We start from the raw sequence: 16702 nt of genomic DNA, 5'->3' as shown, positions 1-16702 counted from the left end.
ACAATTATCAAAACTATGCCAAATAAAAAAGCCCCTCTAAATGAGAAGCTTCGTCATATATTTAGTGAATTCTACAGGTTGAAAGAAACCCCTATGCTGCCGTTGTTGCCGACTTCTGCAAAAACACCCACTTTTTCGGTGAAAAAGTAACGCGCTCCAATGTGTGCTCCGATCCCGAAATCCTTTCCAAGAACACCAACGTCAACACCTGGATAAATATCCCATTTTGCAGGTAAATCAAGTGCTTCATTAAGATGGAAATTCAATCTTCCGAAAACAAAAACACGGTTATCTTTATCATGATCTTTATAATTATCAAAATAAACATTCAGCCCGGCCCCAACGGATATCAGTTTATTCAATCCGTAATCATAGGTTCCGGTAACTCCGGTTCCGTATCCCCAGGCGCTTAATCCTGCCTGAACTTTTTGGTCGCCTTTACCCGTGTATGCCTGCGCATTGGCTGCAGTACCGAAAAAAGCAATCATCAACACAAAAAACAATTTCTTCATAAACTTTACTTTTTATAAAATGATAATAATGAAAATATCCTCATCAAAAATAGAACCGAAATCAACGGAAAATCGTATTTTTATTGAAGTTATTTAACAAAGTTTATGAGAATTGCAGGACTTAATTTAGATATTGTCTGGAAAGATAAAGACAGAAATTTTCAACTGATCGGAGAACAGTTGAAAGACCAGAAAGCTGATATTTTCCTGCTTCCGGAAATGTTTTCCACCGGTTTCTGTATGGATGCTGCTGAGGTTTCGGATAGAAATGAAGAATCCCTGGAATTTCTGAAAAAAATCTCAAAAGAAAAAAATGCAGCCATTTGCGGGAGTGCTCCGGTAGAAGAAAATGGTAAATTTTATAACAGAATGTACTTCGTACAGCCTGATTCTGAAACCGTTTTCTATGATAAAAGGCACCTGTTTTCTTTCTCGGGAGAAGATAAAGTATATACGCCCGGAGATAAAAGAGTTATTGTAAATTATAAAGGCTTCAGGATTTTATTGCAGGTCTGCTACGATCTCCGTTTCCCGGTTTTTGCAAGAAATAATGATGATTATGATGCTGTTCTATACGTAGCCAACTGGCCGGAAAAAAGAGTGGGAGCCTGGGAACACCTTCTGAAAGCCAGGGCAATAGAAAACCTGTCTTTTGTTTTTGGTTTGAACAGAATCGGGACAGATGGGAATGGTCTTTTTTACCAGGAAAGCTCACATTGTTTTTTTGCAGATGGGAGAGAAATTTCACAAAAGAACGGAAATATCATTTCTGCAGAACTGAATATGGAGGAACTGAAAGATTTCAGGCAGCACTTCCAGTTTCTGAATGACAGAGATAATTTTGAGATCAAAATTAAATAATTCGAAAGTTAATATTTTTAATATTTTTTGATTTTTATTGAATGTTTTGAAATGTTTTTTATTTTTTTCAAAAGTATATTGTAATTTTTTTTAATTTTAAATATATAATTAGAAAGAATAATATATGAATAAAAAACTACTGTTTGTTGTCTTCTGTGTTTTGAATTTGGTGATGAACGCGCAGGAAAATACACGTAATCAAGAAAATGATATTGCTGAATTTCAATTGGAAGATGGATCTTCATTTAAAGCAAACTCTGTGAACGCAGTTACTAAAACTATTAATGTGGGACAAATAATAGTCCACAACAGAATATCTGCATTTCAATATACAACACAGGCAGGTGAGAAGACGAAAGAAATAAACTCTAAAGATGTAAGAAAGATTATTTATTATAATGGTGATGAAATTTCTCAAATTCAGGAAAAAATTAAAGTAAAAACGGTAAATAAGAAAGGAGATCTTTCAAATGATACAGCCGAAACGTTCGAATACTTACTCTATGACGGTAAAATTAAATTATACAGTTCAAATGTATTTGAGTGTATGGGATTGAATGCATGCTATTATACTCATTCAAACTTTTATATCCAAAAAAGTGGTGAACCTTACACGGTTTTGGCAGTAAAACAAAAGAGTCAGTTCAATTCTAAGATGGGATCATCCATTGAAAATATCGTTGATGCTTTCAGAGCAATTGGCGGAGATTGTAGTTCATTTAATCAGTATTTAAATTCTTTTGAGAAAGAAATGATGCAGGAAAAGCATTTGGATAAAACTTTACAAAAAGAATATCAGGAAATTTATAAAACTACTTTACAAGAAGTAAAAAAGGATAGAGTGCAAGCCAAAAAATTATTTTATATCGTTGGAGATAAAATACAGAACAGGCAGGCTGAAATTTACATTGGAATCATAAAAGAGTATGAGAAGAATTGCCCGTAAATATACTGGTAATTCGTTATAAAAATCCCATGGATTTTAAGAATCGAAACGGATTCTATTCTCAATTATCTGTGTAAATCTATGGGATATAAAAATAAAAAAAACTGTGAAAAATCACAGTTTAAGAATATTGTTTAAGCAGTTCCGTGAGTGTATTCACATCATGTACGCCGCTTTCTTTCCATAAGAGTTCTCCGTTTTTAAAGACTGCCAGAGTTGGGACTCCACGTACACCATATTGTGCAGCAAGAGCAGGATATTGGTCTACATCTACTTTGATGATTCTTGCTCCTTCACCTATATTTTCCTTTACGGTATTTAACACTGATGACTGTACTTTGCATGGCTGGCACCATGTGGCAAAAAAGTCAATAAGTACAGGTCTTTCCGAATTAATGATTTCTTGAAACTTTTGTGACATAGTTTTGGTTTTTATTTAAACCATTAAGATTCAGGAAATAAATCTTAATGGTATGACATTTTTATTTTCCGGACTGTTTCTCGTCCTGAATTGCTTTTACATTTTGCAAGCTTGTACCATCATAAGCTTCCACCCCATTTTTCTTTAAGATTTCCATAGCCTGATCGGCCTGAATACCTTTGTTGCAGAAAACAACCACTTTCTTGCCTTTAAGCGAATCCATATTGTTCTGTATTTCAGCTAGTGGAATATTGATTGCGCCTTTTGCAGTTCCTGCTTCATATTGTTCAGGAATTCTTACATCGACTAAAGTAACATCAGGGCTGTTGACCATTTCTTTGATGTTAACCTTTTGAGTGAGGCTGGTACTTGTTGTTTTACAGGCTGTTAACGTTAGAATAATAGCAATGAAGTATCCTGCAACCTTTCCTTTTATCATCTTACAATGTTTTTGATTGGCAAACAAAATCTGTTGTAGGCAATTTTTCTATCTTTTTGATGCCGTTGAAGCCACCTTCTATTTCAGTAAAATTTCTGATTCCGTGTGAGTTAAGTATGCTTGCTGCAATCATGCTTCTGTATCCGCCGGCACAGTGAAGGAAGAAATGTTCAGAATCATCAATGGTTTTTACCCAGTCGCTGATGATATCCAATGGCTTGTTAAATGCGTTGTCAACATGTTCAGCAGAATACTCACTTAATTTTCTTACGTCAATAATTTTGGCATTTTCAGTGAACTGTTCTGCAAATTCTGCAGGAGAAATTCTTTTGACCTCATCAATTTCTTTACCTGCATTTTTCCAGGTGTTGAAGCTTCCGTCCAAGTACCCTAAAACATTATCAAAACCTACCCTGCTTAATCTTGTGATTACTTCTTCTTCAGTACCTTCATCGCTTACAAGCAGAATTGGGTGTTTTACATCTACGATCATATTCCCTACCCAAGGGGCAAAATCTCCCTTAAGGCCAATGTTGATCGAATTCGGAATGAATCCTTTATGGAATTCTGCAGGGCTTCTTGTGTCTAAAATCAAAGCTCCGGTTTCTTCTGCCAATGCTTCAAAATCTTCTGCAGTAACAGGATTTAATCCTTTGTTCATCACTACATCCAGACTTTCATATCCGCCTTTATTCATAGCGACGTTCATTCCGAAGTATTTCGGAGGAGCAGTAAGACCGTCAAGAACTTCTCTGATAAAAGATTCTTTATCCGGCTGATTAAGGGCGTAATTCGTTTTTTTCTGATTTCCTAAAATATCTACCGTTTCCTTCTGCATATTCTTTCCGCATGCTGACCCGGCTCCATGTGCAGGATATACCGTAATGCTGTCGTTCAAAGGTAAAATTTTAGTCTGAAGGCTTTCATAAAGAATGCCTGCAAGATCCTCCTGGGTAAGATTAGTTGCTTTTTGTGCCAGGTCGGGTCTTCCAACATCACCTAAAAATAAAGTGTCTCCAGTAAAAATAGCAGTCTCAGTGCCATTTTCGTCAATTAAAAGGTAGGTTGTACTCTCCATTGTATGTCCCGGAGTATGCAATGCTTTTATTTTTATTTTTCCGATTTCAAAAATCTGGTTGTCTTCAGCAATGATCGCTTCAAATGCAGGTTGGGCAGTAGGTCCGTATACAATAGGAGCTCCTGTTTTTTTGCTTAGATCCAAATGTCCTGAAACAAAATCCGCATGGAAATGGGTTTCGAAAATGTATTTTAAAGTAACATGATCTTTGTCAAGGCGATCCAGATAAGGTTTAACCTCTCTTAGAGGATCAATAATCGCAGCTTCATTCTCTGATACAATATAATAGGCACCCTGAGCCAGACAGCCCGTATATATTTGTTCAATTTTCATTGGGATCTTTTTTAAATTTTAGATAAAGATACAAAGTATTAGATGAAATGTGAATGAATTGTTAAATTCAGACGATAGTTTCTTTCAATATTCATAGGCTGGCAGATATAAAACCCTTTGTTTTCAAATGAAAAGCCGAAAGTGAAGAATCGCTATTTGACACAACTGTTTTTTATCATGTCTGAAAAATAGAAATAATTATGTAATGCTATTACTTGCACCTTTTTTAACCAATTTGTGAAATTTATAAAAGATGGAGAGAAAGACCTCTGCTGAATAGATCATTAATATTATTTTAATGACCGAATATTTTATAAAAAATTTTATATTTATCAGTTAAAAAAGATCAGATGGCAGATAAAACACAATTTATTGAAGAACTAAATGCAAAATACACTCCGAAAGGAGAACACATTATATTGGGAAAAGGAATGCTGGACGGAGAAGTAGTACCGGAAGTTAACGTTACAATTCCTTTGAAAACCATTAACCGTCACGGTCTTATCGCAGGAGCAACAGGAACGGGTAAAACGAAAACGCTTCAGGTATTTGCTGAACAGCTTTCCCATGCAGGAATTCCTTCTTTGGTTTTGGATATTAAAGGAGATTTTTCAGGAATAGCTGAAGCGGGGCAAATGAATCCTGTCATTGAGGAGAGATATGCTAAAACACAGCTTCCTTATAATCCGCAGGCCTTTCCGGTAGAACTGATGAGCATATCAGGAGGAAAAGGAGTGAAATTAAGAGCTACTGTTACAGAATTTGGCCCAATTTTATTAAGTAAGATCCTGGAACTTAATGATACTCAGCAGAGTATTATGTCTATTGTTTTTAAATACAGTGATGATAAAGGCCTTCCGTTAATTGATCTCAATGACTTAAAAAAAGTCTTGCAGTATGTAACGGATAATGCTCAGGGAAAAGCTGAACTGGCGGCTAACTACGGCTCTATAGCTCCGGCTTCTTTAGGAGCCATTTTAAGATCTATCGTTGCGCTGGAACAGCAGGGCGCAGCTAATTTCTTTGGCGAATTAAGCTTTGATGTTCATGACCTTCTTGAAACCAGAGATGGAAAGGGAGTCGTGAATATTTTAAGGGTGTCGGAAATTCAGAATAAGCCACAATTGTTTTCTACCTTTATGCTTTCGCTCTTTGCCGAAATTTATATGACTTTCCCTGAAGAAGGAGACAGCGGAAAACCTAAACTTGTCCTTTTCATAGATGAAGCTCACCTTATTTTTGATGAATCTTCAAAAACTTTGCTTTCACAGATCGAAACAATGGTCAAGCTGATCCGCTCTAAGGGTGTCGGAATCTATTTTATCACGCAGATTCCAGGGGATGTTCCTGAAAATATTTTGTCACAGCTTGGACTGAAAATACAGCATGCCCTGAGAGGTTTTACCGCAAAAGATAAAAAAGAAATTACCAAAGCTGTCGAAAATTACCCAACGACAGAATTTTATAATGCATCGAATCTGATTCAGAACCTTGGGATCGGAGAGGCTTTTATAACGGCTTTGGATGAAAAAGGAATCCCGACACCTCTTGTTCATACTTATCTGATTTCTCCGGAATCAAGAATGGATGTTCTGAATGACGCTGAAATTTCAGAACTGACTGGAAATTCTTCTTTGGTCGCTAAATATGAACAGCCTGTGGATAAAGAATCTGCTTACGAAATATTGACCAACAGAATGGAGCAGGCAGCTCAAAACTCAGCGCCGACTCAGAAGACAAAACCTGTAAAAGAAGAACCAGGAATGTTTGAGCAAGTACTTCAAAGCAAGGCCGGAAGGACTTTTACCAGTACTTTGATGCGGGAAGGAGCAAAAGCTTTGCTGGGAATGTTCGGGCTTGGCGGAAGAAGGAGATAGTATTTAAAATAAGTTGATAAACTGATTTGTTATGAAAAAGAACATCAGTGTTATGGTGTTAAATTGGTTGTCCTGAAGCTGTTTTATGAGTGGCCTCAAGGTGCGGTTTACTTTTTTTGACATATTTTTTGTTATTTTAGCAGGATTACCTTTACGGGTAAATATTTAATTTAAAAATAGCAGTATAACTACAACTCAATGTATTCAATTATAGATATAGAAAGTAATGGTGCAGGTTATAGACATGAATGCATTATAGACATAGCCATCTACAGGTATGATGGTCAGAAGATTACGGACCAGTTTATATCTCTTGTCAATCCCGAAAGTGATATTACCCCGTTTGTGCAGAAACTGACAAACATTACGCCTAAAATGGTGAAAACGGCTCCAAAATTCCATGAAATAGCTAAAAGAATCATTGAGATTACTGAAAATACGACTTTGGTAGGCCATAATATTGATTTTGATTACAGAATGCTGCGCCAGTCTTTCAAAAGACTTGGCTATGACTTTCAGACCAATACCTTAGATACCATTCCTTTGGCAAAAAAAATGATTCCCGATGAAGTAAGTTATTCATTGGGTAAGCTGGTGAAATCGCTCGGTATTCCATTGACGAACCATCACAGGGCTGAAGGAGATGCAAGGGCAACGCTGGAACTGTTCAAGCTTTTAATATCAAAAGATACTGAAAATGAGATCATCCAGAAGCAGCATGACGAGACCAATGCAAAGACGTATATTAATAAGATCAAAGTTCTGACTCAGGATCTTCCCAACGAAAAAGGTTTTGTTTATTTCCAGAACGAAGCCGGAAAAATCATGCTATCAGATTACGTTCAGGATATCAATAAGTTTTCAAAAAAAGTCTTCAATTCCAAGTCTAAAAAATGGGAACAGATTCAGAAAGATGTTGAACAGATTAATTATGAGCTTACAGGAACAGATATTATTGCAAAACTGATCCTTAATTCCAAAAATATCAAAAAAAGAGAAGTATGTCCGTTCGGACTTTACTTTAGGAATAATAAGTACATAGTTGAAAAAAATAAACTGAATAAAACGGAAAGGCCTATCCTGAAATTCAGATCATTTACCCAGGGAACAAAAGCGGTTCAGTTTATTGGCTTGCAGGAAGAATTTAATGATGTCAATGTTTTCCTCAAAAAGATAGATTTCAGAAAAAGAAATGAACTTTGGCTCGGTCAGGGAAGAAAACTGGGTGAGAAACTGTTTCTGATTATTGAAAACGGCAGGGTAGTTTCATATGGCTTTTATGAACTGTTTACACAGATACAAACCCTCAGTAAGCTTTCAAAACTGAAAATAGACCTGCCTCTATCTTCTACAGATCTCCATAATGATCTCCAGCTTGCCCTGCTTCGTGGTGATTTTGAGACGCTGCCATTGCCAAAATAATAGAAGAATTAATACTTTACAAGTTTTTATCAGGAAAAAAATGCTTTTCAAATGAATTTCCCTGAAATAAAAAATAAATAGTACTTTTGCAAAAATAAAAAAGAAGCAATGCAAAATTTTAAACAAATTAAAACTGGAAAAAAGGGGGCTGTAAAGTTCTCTAAGGTTTGGAATATTTAAAAGAGTTGTCTTGCATAAAAATAATTAATGTGGCAGGCTCTTTTGGAAGAATCTGCCTTTTTTTATGTTAAAATCAAATTATGAATTCAAAAGATTTGCTACAGATTGCCAATGAATATGGCACGCCAGTGTATGTTTACGATGCTGAATCTATTAAAACCCAATACGAGAAGCTTACATCTTCTTTCTTAAAACACACGAAGTTCTTTTATGCTGCCAAGGCGTTGACCAATATCAACATCTTAAAGTATGTTAAGAATCTGGGCGCATCTTTGGATTGTGTATCAATAAATGAAGTAAAACTTGGGCTGAAGGCCGGATTCACTAAAGAAAAGATCCTTTTCACGCCAAACTGTGTAGACCTTGCCGAAATTGAAGACGCAATGAAGCTGGGTGTTCACATTAATATTGATAATATCTCTATTCTTGAGCAGTTCGGGAATAAATTTGGAAACTCTTATCCGATCCTTGTAAGAATCAACCCACATATTTTTGCAGGAGGAAACTATAAAATTTCAACAGGACACATCGACAGCAAGTTCGGGATTTCTATTCACCAGGTTCGCCATATCGAAAGAGTGATGAAGAGCACCAACCTTAATGTGGAGGGTCTTCACATGCACACAGGAAGCGAGATTAAAGATCCGGATGTTTTCCTGCAGGCATTAGACATTATGCTGGAACTTTCCGAGCATTTCCCTAACCTTAAATATCTGGATATGGGAAGCGGGTTCAAAATTCCTTACCAGGACAGCGAAGAAGAAACAGATGTGAAAACCTTAGGTAAAAAAGTAGAAAAAGTATTGTCCGAGTTCACAAAATCTACAGGAAGAAAGTTTGAACTATGGTTTGAGCCCGGAAAATTCTTAGTAGGAAAAAGCGGATATCTTTTGGTAAAAGCTAATGTGATCAAGCAAACCACGGCTACTGTATTTGTAGGAGTGAATTCAGGGTTTAATCACCTGATCCGTCCGATGTTCTATGACTCTTACCATAAAATCGAAAACCTTTCAAATCCAAAAGGAGCGGAAAGAATCTATACGGTAGTAGGGAACATCTGCGAAACCGATACTTTTGCCTGGGACAGAAAACTGAATGAAGTAAGAGAAGGTGATATTCTTGTTTTCTATAATGCCGGAGCGTACGGTTTTGAAATGAGCTCAAACTTTAATTCAAGATTAAAACCGGCAGAAGTCTTATTCTTAGACGGAAAAGCACACCTGATCCGTAAAAGAGATGAATTTGAAGACCTGTTGAGAAACCAGATAGAAGTAATTTAAAATCAAATATAAACTTATAGAAGCTCTGCAGATTACTGCAGAGTTTTTTTGTTTGAAGGAACCGGAAAAAAATTCATTCTTGTTAATGTTTTAAAGCGTTTTACTGTAATCAAAAGAGCTTTAATATGTTGAAATTTTAATACTTTTTAGGAATAGAAATTATAATTTATTAGCTAAATTTGAGAGAGGTAAGAATTTTAAACACTTCCCATTCACGATCCTTTCGGGATTCCTTAACTAAAATAAACACCAAAAAATACTAATTATGGCTAAAAACATAGCAGAGCAGATTGTTGAAATGCTCGAAAATGCCAATGTGAAAAGAATTTATGCAGTAACCGGCGACAGCCTTAATCATCTTAATATTGCTGTTAAAAAAAGCAGCATTGAATGGATTCATGTAAGGCATGAAGAAGTAGGTGCATATGCGGCTGCGGCAGAAGCAGAGCTTGATGGGTTTGCAGTATGTGCAGGGAGCTGCGGTCCGGGACACGTTCATCTGATCAATGGAGTTTATGAAGCACATAAATCCCACGTTCCCATGCTTGTCATCGCTTCCACGATCCCAAGTGATGAAATGGGAATGGATTATTTCCAGGAAACGAATACTATAAAACTATTTGATGATTGCAGTCACTACAACCAGATGATCACAAGACCGGAGCAGGTACAGAGAACGCTTCAGACCGCCATTCAGCATGCCATCTCAAAAAAAGGTGTGGCAGTAATCGGGCTTCCGGGAGATGTATCAGAACTTGATGCCGAAGAAGGGCCTACATCTGCCCAGATATTCAGGACCAATCCCGTCATCAGACCTTCTGATGAAGAATTAGAACAGCTGGCTACCTTGGTTAATGAAAGCAAAAAAGTTACCCTTTATTGTGGAATTGGAGCAGGAGAAGCGAATGCTGAGGTTGTAGAACTATCGAAGTTTCTAAAAGCTCCGGTAGGCTATTCTTTCCGTGGAAAAATGGCCATTCAGCCTAATAACCCTAATGAAGTGGGGCTTACAGGGCTACTGGGATTTCCGTCAGCCTATCATGCGATGCACGAAGCAGATCTTGTTATTCTTTTAGGAACCGATTTCCCGTACCAAAAATTCATGCCTGTAAAAAACAAAATTGTCCAGATCGATGAAAGTCCTGAAAGATTGGGAAGAAGAGCAAAACTGGAACTAGGTCTGGCAGGAGATGTAAAAGAAACCATTAAAGCCCTGCTGCCGTTGCTGCAAGAAAAAACAGATGCTCATTTCCTTAATGAACAATTGGCATTTTATGAAAAAGTAAAAGAAACTCAATTTGCTTACGTGAAAGACTTTGGAAAAGAAAATGCCATACAGCCTGAATATGTTGCACATACTTTAGACCGGTTGGCTAAAAAAGATGCCATTTTCACAGTAGACACAGGCATGTGCTGCGTGTGGGGAGCAAGGTTTATTACAGGGACAGGCGAAAGAAAGATGTTGGGCTCCTTCAATCACGGATCAATGGCGAATGCTATGCCGATGGCTATAGGTGCCTCTTTGGCTCATCCGGACAGAGAAGTGATCGCTATGTGCGGAGACGGAGGAATTTCAATGCTCTTGGGAGATATGGCAACCATCTTTCAGTATAAGCTCCCGGTAAAACTGATCGTTTTCAATAACAGAACCCTGGGAATGGTAAAACTTGAAATGGAAGTAGGCGGTATGCCGGATAATGAAACCGATATGATTAACCCGGATTTCGCAATGATCGCACAGGCCATGGGATATCCCGGAAAGAATGTTCATAAGCCAGAAGAAGTAGAAGATGCCATTAAAGAATGTCTTGCTTATAATGGGCCTTATCTTCTTAATATATTTACCAATCCAAATGCACTGGCTCTTCCCCCGAAAATAGACTTTGATCAGGTCATGGGAATGACAAAATCTATGGCCCAGCTGATGCTTGGCGGTAAGATGGAAGAGGTTCTGGAAACTGTGAAATCCAACTATAAACATATTAAAGGACTGCTGTAATGAATGCTTCCTTAAAAAAGTTTTATATAATCGCGTGGTTATTCGGGCTGGTGTTTTATTTTCTGGATTATGTGGTCCGTTCAGCACCGGCAGTCATGATTCCGGAATTGGTCAATAATTTCAGTACAACAGAACTGAAGCTTGTCAGCCTGATCGGGACGTATTACTATACTTACTCTACCTGCAGCCTCATCGCGGGGATGGCTTTGGATAAATTTGGCGGCAAAAAGTCACTTTTTGCAGGCGCTTTAATCCTGGGGATAGGCTGTTTGCTGTTTTTAGCTTCTTCCTATTCTGGTGGCGTGGCTGGAAGACTGTTGCAGGGAGCAGGATGTGCTTTTGCATTTCCTGGCTGTGTTTATCTTGCAAGTAAAGGATTCTCTTCCAAATCTTTGGCAACGGCTGTTGGATTTACACAATGTATCGGAATGCTCGGCGGGACGGCGGGACAGTTTATCGTGGGCCCGTGGGTAGAAGAAGGGGTAAATATAGACACCTTCTGGCTTTGGTCGGGTATTATTACAGTTATTACAGCATTTTGCCTGTTCTTGGTAATTCCCGGTGAAAAACAATCTGAAGTACAGCCTGGCGATGCTGTTAAAAAAGTTGGATATCTAGAGCCATATAAAATTGTCTTTAAAAATCCCCAATCCTGGCTCTGTGGCATTATTTCAGGATTACTATTTGCTCCTACCACCATATTTGCAATGACATGGGGCGTTGCATTCTTCGAAAAAGATAAAGGCTTTATGTTTCATGATGCTGCCATTACCAGTGCAATGGTTGCTTTCGGATGGGTATTCGGATGTCCGCTTTTAGGTTTTATTACAGATAAAATCGGAAGAAGGAAACCTGTTTTAATCGGAGGAGCAATCCTGATGATCTTCAGTTTTCTGCAGCTGCTGTATCTTCCGGAATTGTATCCGGCCAAAGTAAGCATGTTTACTTTTGGCCTTGGTTCCGGGGCTGCCATGATCCCGTATTCTATCATTAAAGAAGCAAATCCTGATTATGTAAAAGGAAGTGCAACCGGAGCAATTAATTTCATCACCTTTGGAGTAACTACCTTGGTGAGTCCGGTATTCAGCAGATGGTTTGGGAAAAGTTTAGAGGCTTCTTCAGGAGAGATGCATTTTCAGTCTTCCCTGTTATTCTGGATTGCAGGAATTGTTCTTGCAGTTTTGATTTCATTCTTGTTAAAAGAAACGGGAAGTAAAGCACAATTACAGACTTTAAACGCTTAAATGAATTTCAATAGTTTATGGAAAACTTCAAGCGCAGCCTGAAGTTTTTCTTTCTTAGAAAGCGTTTAAATAAGTAAATTTGTTAAAGCAATTTAATAACTCATGAACAGTTTATGAAAATTTTTACATTAGTGATGGCGCTTCTTGTGGCAAACTTTACATTTGCCCAGCAGGATGTTGAAGAAAGGGATGATAACCCGATTACGGAAATCAATAAAAATCTTTTAAAAATAGATATCAAAGAACCTCTTTTGCAGGTGGCGGTGAAAAACTGTAACGATTTCAAGCCGGCAGCCTTTGAAGGCGGTGTAACGGTTTATAAAGAAACCTTGCAAAAATTTATGTACGATTACCTGAATTCAGATTTTTATGTCCTGAACGGAGATTTTACATTTACTCTCACCGTTGATCAGACCGGAAAAGTGACCCATATTGAAGGAACTCCTAAAGTAGCCAACAGCACTTACTTTTTTGATGATATGAAATATGTAGTAAGAAGAATCAAAAAGAACTGGATTCCCGCTTCGTGTAACGGTCAGCCTGTTGCTTCACAGATCAAAATTAAAATGCATTTCTCTTCAATCGCTACAGATTTATAAACTACTCAGATGAAAAAATACCTTTTATTATTACTTTTACTATGTATCGGAATTAAAAGCTTTTCTCAAAATACGGCCCCGGTAGAAGTAGCTTCATATACCCAGAAAGCTAAATTCCCCGGTGGTGATGAAGCTTTTCGGAAACAATTTATGGATATGCTTTACGCTTATGTTGATACCCAAAGCTACGCCATCAATGGTAAAATAACTTTTTTAATCAATATTTCACCGGAAGGTAAAATGAACAAGCTTGACGTTGTCCCTAAGATTAAAAACAGTGAAATGTTTATTGATGATGTAAAATATGCTATGAAGAAGATCAAAGGAAAATGGACGCCGGCCATGTATGGTGATACTCCTGTTGATTCTAAAATGATCATCAAGGTTAATTTCAGTACCAATGCATATGACCATGATTAGAATGCTGTTTGCATTATTGGTTATATTTTCCCTGAAGTTATCAGGACAGGAGCTGTGCAAAATTCTTCGAAAAAAGCTATGCCGGGAGGAATGAACAGTTTCAGAGCAGAAGTGGCTAAACAAATCGATCTCAGTGGTTTCGTCTGGACGCAGCCCTTTAAGCTCGTAGTAAATTTCTCCGTGAGCAAAGAAGGAAAAATGGAAAATATAAAGCTGCAGGAGTCTTCCGGAAATGATGAATTTGACCAAAGGATCATAGACGGAATCAAAAGGATGAGAAAGAAAAAATGGACACCTGCAAAGAGATATGGAGAGCCGGTTGAATCTTTTTATACCCTTCCGTTAAACTTTAATCCTCCGAAATAATCCCCTGCCATTCTGTCACAATATTTTGTATCTTTGCAGACTAATTTGTTTGGGATTTAAAATTCATCACGATGCTTTGAAATTTAAATGCTGAGCATTGAACTTTTAAAACGATTATTGTGCAGGAAAAATATATAGACGAAACAAAACAGGGAGAAGCTTTTGCTATCGCTGAAAGACCTGAGAATTCTAAAAAGTTGTTTTTAGAAAGCTATGGCTGTCAGATGAACTTTTCTGATTCTGAAATTGTTGCATCTATTCTTAATGAGCAGGGGTATAATACAACCCTGAAAGTAGAAGAAGCAGACCTTATCCTTTTAAATACATGCTCCATTCGTGAAAAAGCGGAGCAAACCGTAAGAATGCGTCTTTCACAGTTCAAAAACCTGAAGAAAGAGAAGCCTAATATGACGGTAGGAGTTTTGGGATGCATGGCAGAAAGATTAAAAACCAAATTTTTGGAAGAAGAGCAGCTGGTAGACCTTGTGGTAGGTCCTGATGCCTACAGGGATCTTCCCAACCTTCTGAAAGAAACAGAGGACGGAAGAGACGCCATCAACGTAATCCTTTCAAAAGAAGAGACCTATGCAGATATCAACCCTGTACGCTTAGGCGGAAACGGGGTTACAGCTTTTGTAACCATCACCAGAGGTTGCGATAATATGTGTACCTTCTGTGTAGTTCCTTTTACCAGAGGTAGAGAAAGAAGCCGCGATCCGCATTCCATCATTAAAGAATGTAAAGACCTTTTAAATAACGGATACAAAGAGATCACCCTTTTAGGGCAAAACGTAGACTCATACTTATGGTACGGAGGAGGTCCGAAAAAAGATTTCGTTAAAGCTTCCGAAATGCAGAAAGCTACGGCTGTTAATTTTGCACAACTGCTTGATTTAGTAGCTAAAGCTGTACCTGAAATGAGAATCCGGTTCTCTACTTCAAATCCTCAGGACATGAGCCTTGAAGTGTTCAGAATGATTGCAAAACATGACAATATCTGTAAATATGTTCACCTTCCAGTACAGAGCGGCAGTAACAATATGCTTCTGGCTATGAACAGGCAGCATACCCGTGAAGAATATTTAGATTTAATTAAAAAAGCAAAGGAAATTGTTCCTGATATTGCTTTTTCACAGGACATGATCATCGGTTTCTGCAATGAAACAGAACAGGATCACCAGGATACCTTAAGCCTGATGAAAGAAGTGGAGTATGACTACGGTTATATGTTTGCTTATTCCGAAAGACCGGGAACGCCTGCCCATAAAAAAATGGAAGACAATATTCCTGCTGACGTCAAACAAAAGCGTCTGGCTGAGGTTATTGCCCTTCAGGGAGAGCTATCCAGAAAAAGAATGGAATCTTATGTAGGAAGACATCATCAGGTCCTCATCGAAGGGATATCCAGAAAAAATAAAAACCAGTGGAAGGGAAGAAACTCACAGAATGCAGTCTGTGTTTTTGATATGCTTGAAGGCCAGAAAATAGGTGACATTGTGGACGTTTTTGTCTATGGCAATACACAGGGCACACTTTTAGGAAGAACAGCGGAGTAATTTTAAAGTTTTCCTGAAAAACTGGCAGTCTTCAATATGACCAGGGGACAAAGGGGTTTGACTATAAAGGAGAGAAACTGACCACTATAGAAAAACTGCAAAAAAGAAAAAATATCTTCCGAAACTAAGATGAACGGTTATATTACCGTAAGATTTTTAGTAAATTGTGAAGGAAAAACAGGACTGTCAGGGTTCAGCAGATGAATACAGATCTTGAAGAAACGGGTTCGGATAAAGAATTGGAAGACAGACTGCTGCGGTTTACGAAATCGCTGGACGGCTGCTGGATGCCAAAAGAGAAAAAAGGTTTTAAAGCAGGCTATTATCAGTATTTAACCTATAAAATTGAAAATGGAAAAGTTTCAGAGGTATTACCTTAGCTTTTTGTTACTTATCGTTTACACCAATACTATTGCGCAGGTCAACTGTAATGCAGTAGAGGGTGAGGACTGCAAAAAAGCTTGTGAACTATACAACTGGGCTTCAGACAGGCAAGGAAGCAGGGAATCCCAGGAAGCCTTTGATAAAGCGATTGGGCTCTGTTCCGATTTCTCCAGTTCCTATATGGAGAAAGCCGTTCCCTACTTTAAAAACGGGGATTTTATAACCTGGAAAATACTTATTGACAAAGCTGTTGCTGCAGATCATAAAATGCATTTAGGGTACAGAGGCTGGTACAAATTCCAGTTTTTGCGGGATTATAAAGGGGCAATCCGGGATTTAGAAGAATTAAAAAAATACTATCCTGATGATCTGGGAAGGTCTTTAAACAGAGACTATCATTTAGAGGTGGTGAAAGCCATGTCTTACAGTGCTTTAGGACAGAAAGAAAAAGCGGTCGGGATCATTGAAAACCTTTTGGCTTCCAAAGGGTATTTTAAAGGGATGTACGACCACTACCAGTTGGGGGTAACCTATTTTGAGCTTAGCAGATGCGACAAAGCCTTAGAAAATTTTGAAAAACAAAGCAAAGAAAACAACTTTGCCGAGAATATATACTTTAAAAGTAAAGTTTCTAAAATCAGGAACAAAGATTATTTGGATTTAAAAAAGTTAGCATTAATGACTTATGATGAAGGAAAGACCATGAAAGATGTCTACACTCATCACTTCAACAAAATCTACAGAAAACAGATCGAGGAACTGTAGATTATTAAATCAATAATCAA

At 37.7% G+C, this 16702-nt stretch carries 17 protein-coding genes; 13 read left to right on the top strand and 4 right to left on the bottom strand.

Annotation, left to right across the window (positions count from 1 at the left end; all coding sequences use genetic code 11):
• Positions 1–71 precede the first annotated feature (71 nt).
• A complete protein-coding gene (locus LC418_RS01045; RefSeq protein WP_223557795.1) occupies positions 72–512 on the bottom strand; it encodes a DUF6646 family protein in 441 nt (146 codons plus the stop codon).
• Between the two features lie 105 nt (positions 513–617).
• On the opposite strand from LC418_RS01045, the gene LC418_RS01040 reads away from it, so the two are divergent.
• Both LC418_RS01040 and LC418_RS01035 read left to right on the top strand, forming a co-directional pair.
• Positions 618–1373, top strand: coding sequence for a nitrilase family protein (locus LC418_RS01040; RefSeq protein ID WP_223557794.1), 756 nt, complete (start codon positions 618–620; stop codon positions 1371–1373).
• A 124-nt stretch (positions 1374–1497) separates the two neighbouring features.
• Complete coding sequence (locus tag LC418_RS01035; RefSeq protein ID WP_223557793.1) at positions 1498–2319, top strand: hypothetical protein; 822 nt, start codon at positions 1498–1500, stop codon at positions 2317–2319.
• Positions 2320–2440: 121 nt separating this feature from the next.
• Here the strand turns inward: LC418_RS01035 and LC418_RS01030 are convergent, their stop codons facing one another.
• The 3 genes from LC418_RS01030 to LC418_RS01020 all read right to left on the bottom strand — a co-directional run bounded on the left by LC418_RS01030 (position 2441) and on the right by LC418_RS01020 (position 4590).
• The gene (locus LC418_RS01030) at positions 2441–2740 is read right to left on the bottom strand and encodes a thioredoxin family protein (protein ID WP_034701246.1); all 300 of its coding nucleotides are present in this window, start codon (positions 2738–2740) and stop codon (positions 2441–2443) included.
• Between the two features lie 61 nt (positions 2741–2801).
• Positions 2802–3179: a rhodanese-like domain-containing protein gene (locus LC418_RS01025; RefSeq protein WP_223557792.1), complete on the bottom strand. Its 378-nt coding sequence runs from the start codon at positions 3177–3179 to the stop codon at positions 2802–2804.
• Position 3180: 1 nt separating this feature from the next.
• Positions 3181–4590 (bottom strand): MBL fold metallo-hydrolase, encoded by a 1410-nt coding sequence (locus LC418_RS01020; protein WP_223557791.1) that lies wholly within the window; start codon positions 4588–4590, stop codon positions 3181–3183.
• 350 nt (positions 4591–4940) lie between these two features.
• On the opposite strand from LC418_RS01020, the gene LC418_RS01015 reads away from it, so the two are divergent.
• The 11 genes from LC418_RS01015 to LC418_RS00965 all read left to right on the top strand — a co-directional run bounded on the left by LC418_RS01015 (position 4941) and on the right by LC418_RS00965 (position 16682).
• The gene (locus tag LC418_RS01015) at positions 4941–6467 is read left to right on the top strand and encodes a helicase HerA-like domain-containing protein (RefSeq protein ID WP_223557790.1); all 1527 of its coding nucleotides are present in this window, start codon (positions 4941–4943) and stop codon (positions 6465–6467) included.
• Between the two features lie 198 nt (positions 6468–6665).
• On the top strand, positions 6666–7889 hold the full coding sequence (locus tag LC418_RS01010; protein ID WP_223557789.1) for a 3'-5' exonuclease: 1224 nt from the start codon (positions 6666–6668) through the stop codon (positions 7887–7889).
• 260 nt (positions 7890–8149) lie between these two features.
• Entirely contained in the window at positions 8150–9349 is a 1200-nt protein-coding gene (gene lysA, locus LC418_RS01005) for a diaminopimelate decarboxylase (RefSeq protein ID WP_174772310.1), read from the top strand.
• Positions 9350–9614: 265 nt separating this feature from the next.
• Positions 9615–11348: a thiamine pyrophosphate-dependent enzyme gene (locus tag LC418_RS01000; protein ID WP_223557788.1), complete on the top strand. Its 1734-nt coding sequence runs from the start codon at positions 9615–9617 to the stop codon at positions 11346–11348.
• Positions 11348–12592, top strand: a complete 1245-nt coding sequence (locus tag LC418_RS00995; RefSeq protein ID WP_223557787.1) for an MFS transporter — start codon at positions 11348–11350, stop codon at positions 12590–12592. The genes LC418_RS01000 and LC418_RS00995 overlap by 1 nt, the downstream gene beginning before the upstream one ends.
• Positions 12593–12705: 113 nt before the next feature.
• Positions 12706–13191 carry an energy transducer TonB gene (locus LC418_RS00990; protein WP_223557786.1) on the top strand — a complete coding sequence of 162 codons (486 nt, stop codon included), beginning with the start codon at positions 12706–12708 and terminating at the stop codon, positions 13189–13191.
• A gap of 9 nt (positions 13192–13200) precedes the next feature.
• Entirely contained in the window at positions 13201–13611 is a 411-nt protein-coding gene (locus LC418_RS00985) for an energy transducer TonB (protein WP_223557785.1), read from the top strand.
• A 54-nt stretch (positions 13612–13665) separates the two neighbouring features.
• A complete protein-coding gene (locus LC418_RS00980) occupies positions 13666–13977 on the top strand; it encodes an energy transducer TonB (protein ID WP_223557784.1) in 312 nt (103 codons plus the stop codon).
• 119 nt (positions 13978–14096) lie between these two features.
• The gene (gene miaB, locus LC418_RS00975) at positions 14097–15533 is read left to right on the top strand and encodes a tRNA (N6-isopentenyl adenosine(37)-C2)-methylthiotransferase MiaB (RefSeq protein ID WP_223557783.1); all 1437 of its coding nucleotides are present in this window, start codon (positions 14097–14099) and stop codon (positions 15531–15533) included.
• Positions 15534–15733: 200 nt separating this feature from the next.
• Positions 15734–15913 carry a hypothetical protein gene (locus LC418_RS00970; RefSeq protein WP_223557782.1) on the top strand — a complete coding sequence of 60 codons (180 nt, stop codon included), beginning with the start codon at positions 15734–15736 and terminating at the stop codon, positions 15911–15913.
• Complete coding sequence (locus LC418_RS00965; RefSeq protein ID WP_223557781.1) at positions 15885–16682, top strand: tetratricopeptide repeat protein; 798 nt, start codon at positions 15885–15887, stop codon at positions 16680–16682. Before LC418_RS00970 ends, LC418_RS00965 begins: the two co-directional genes overlap by 29 nt.
• Positions 16683–16702 lie beyond the last annotated feature (20 nt).

It is taken from the genome of Chryseobacterium lathyri (genome assembly GCF_019970085.1).
GTDB lineage: Bacteria > Bacteroidota > Bacteroidia > Flavobacteriales > Weeksellaceae > Chryseobacterium > Chryseobacterium lathyri.
Note: the sequence above shows the minus strand (reverse complement) of the source record. Positions and strands in the feature narration are given on the sequence as shown.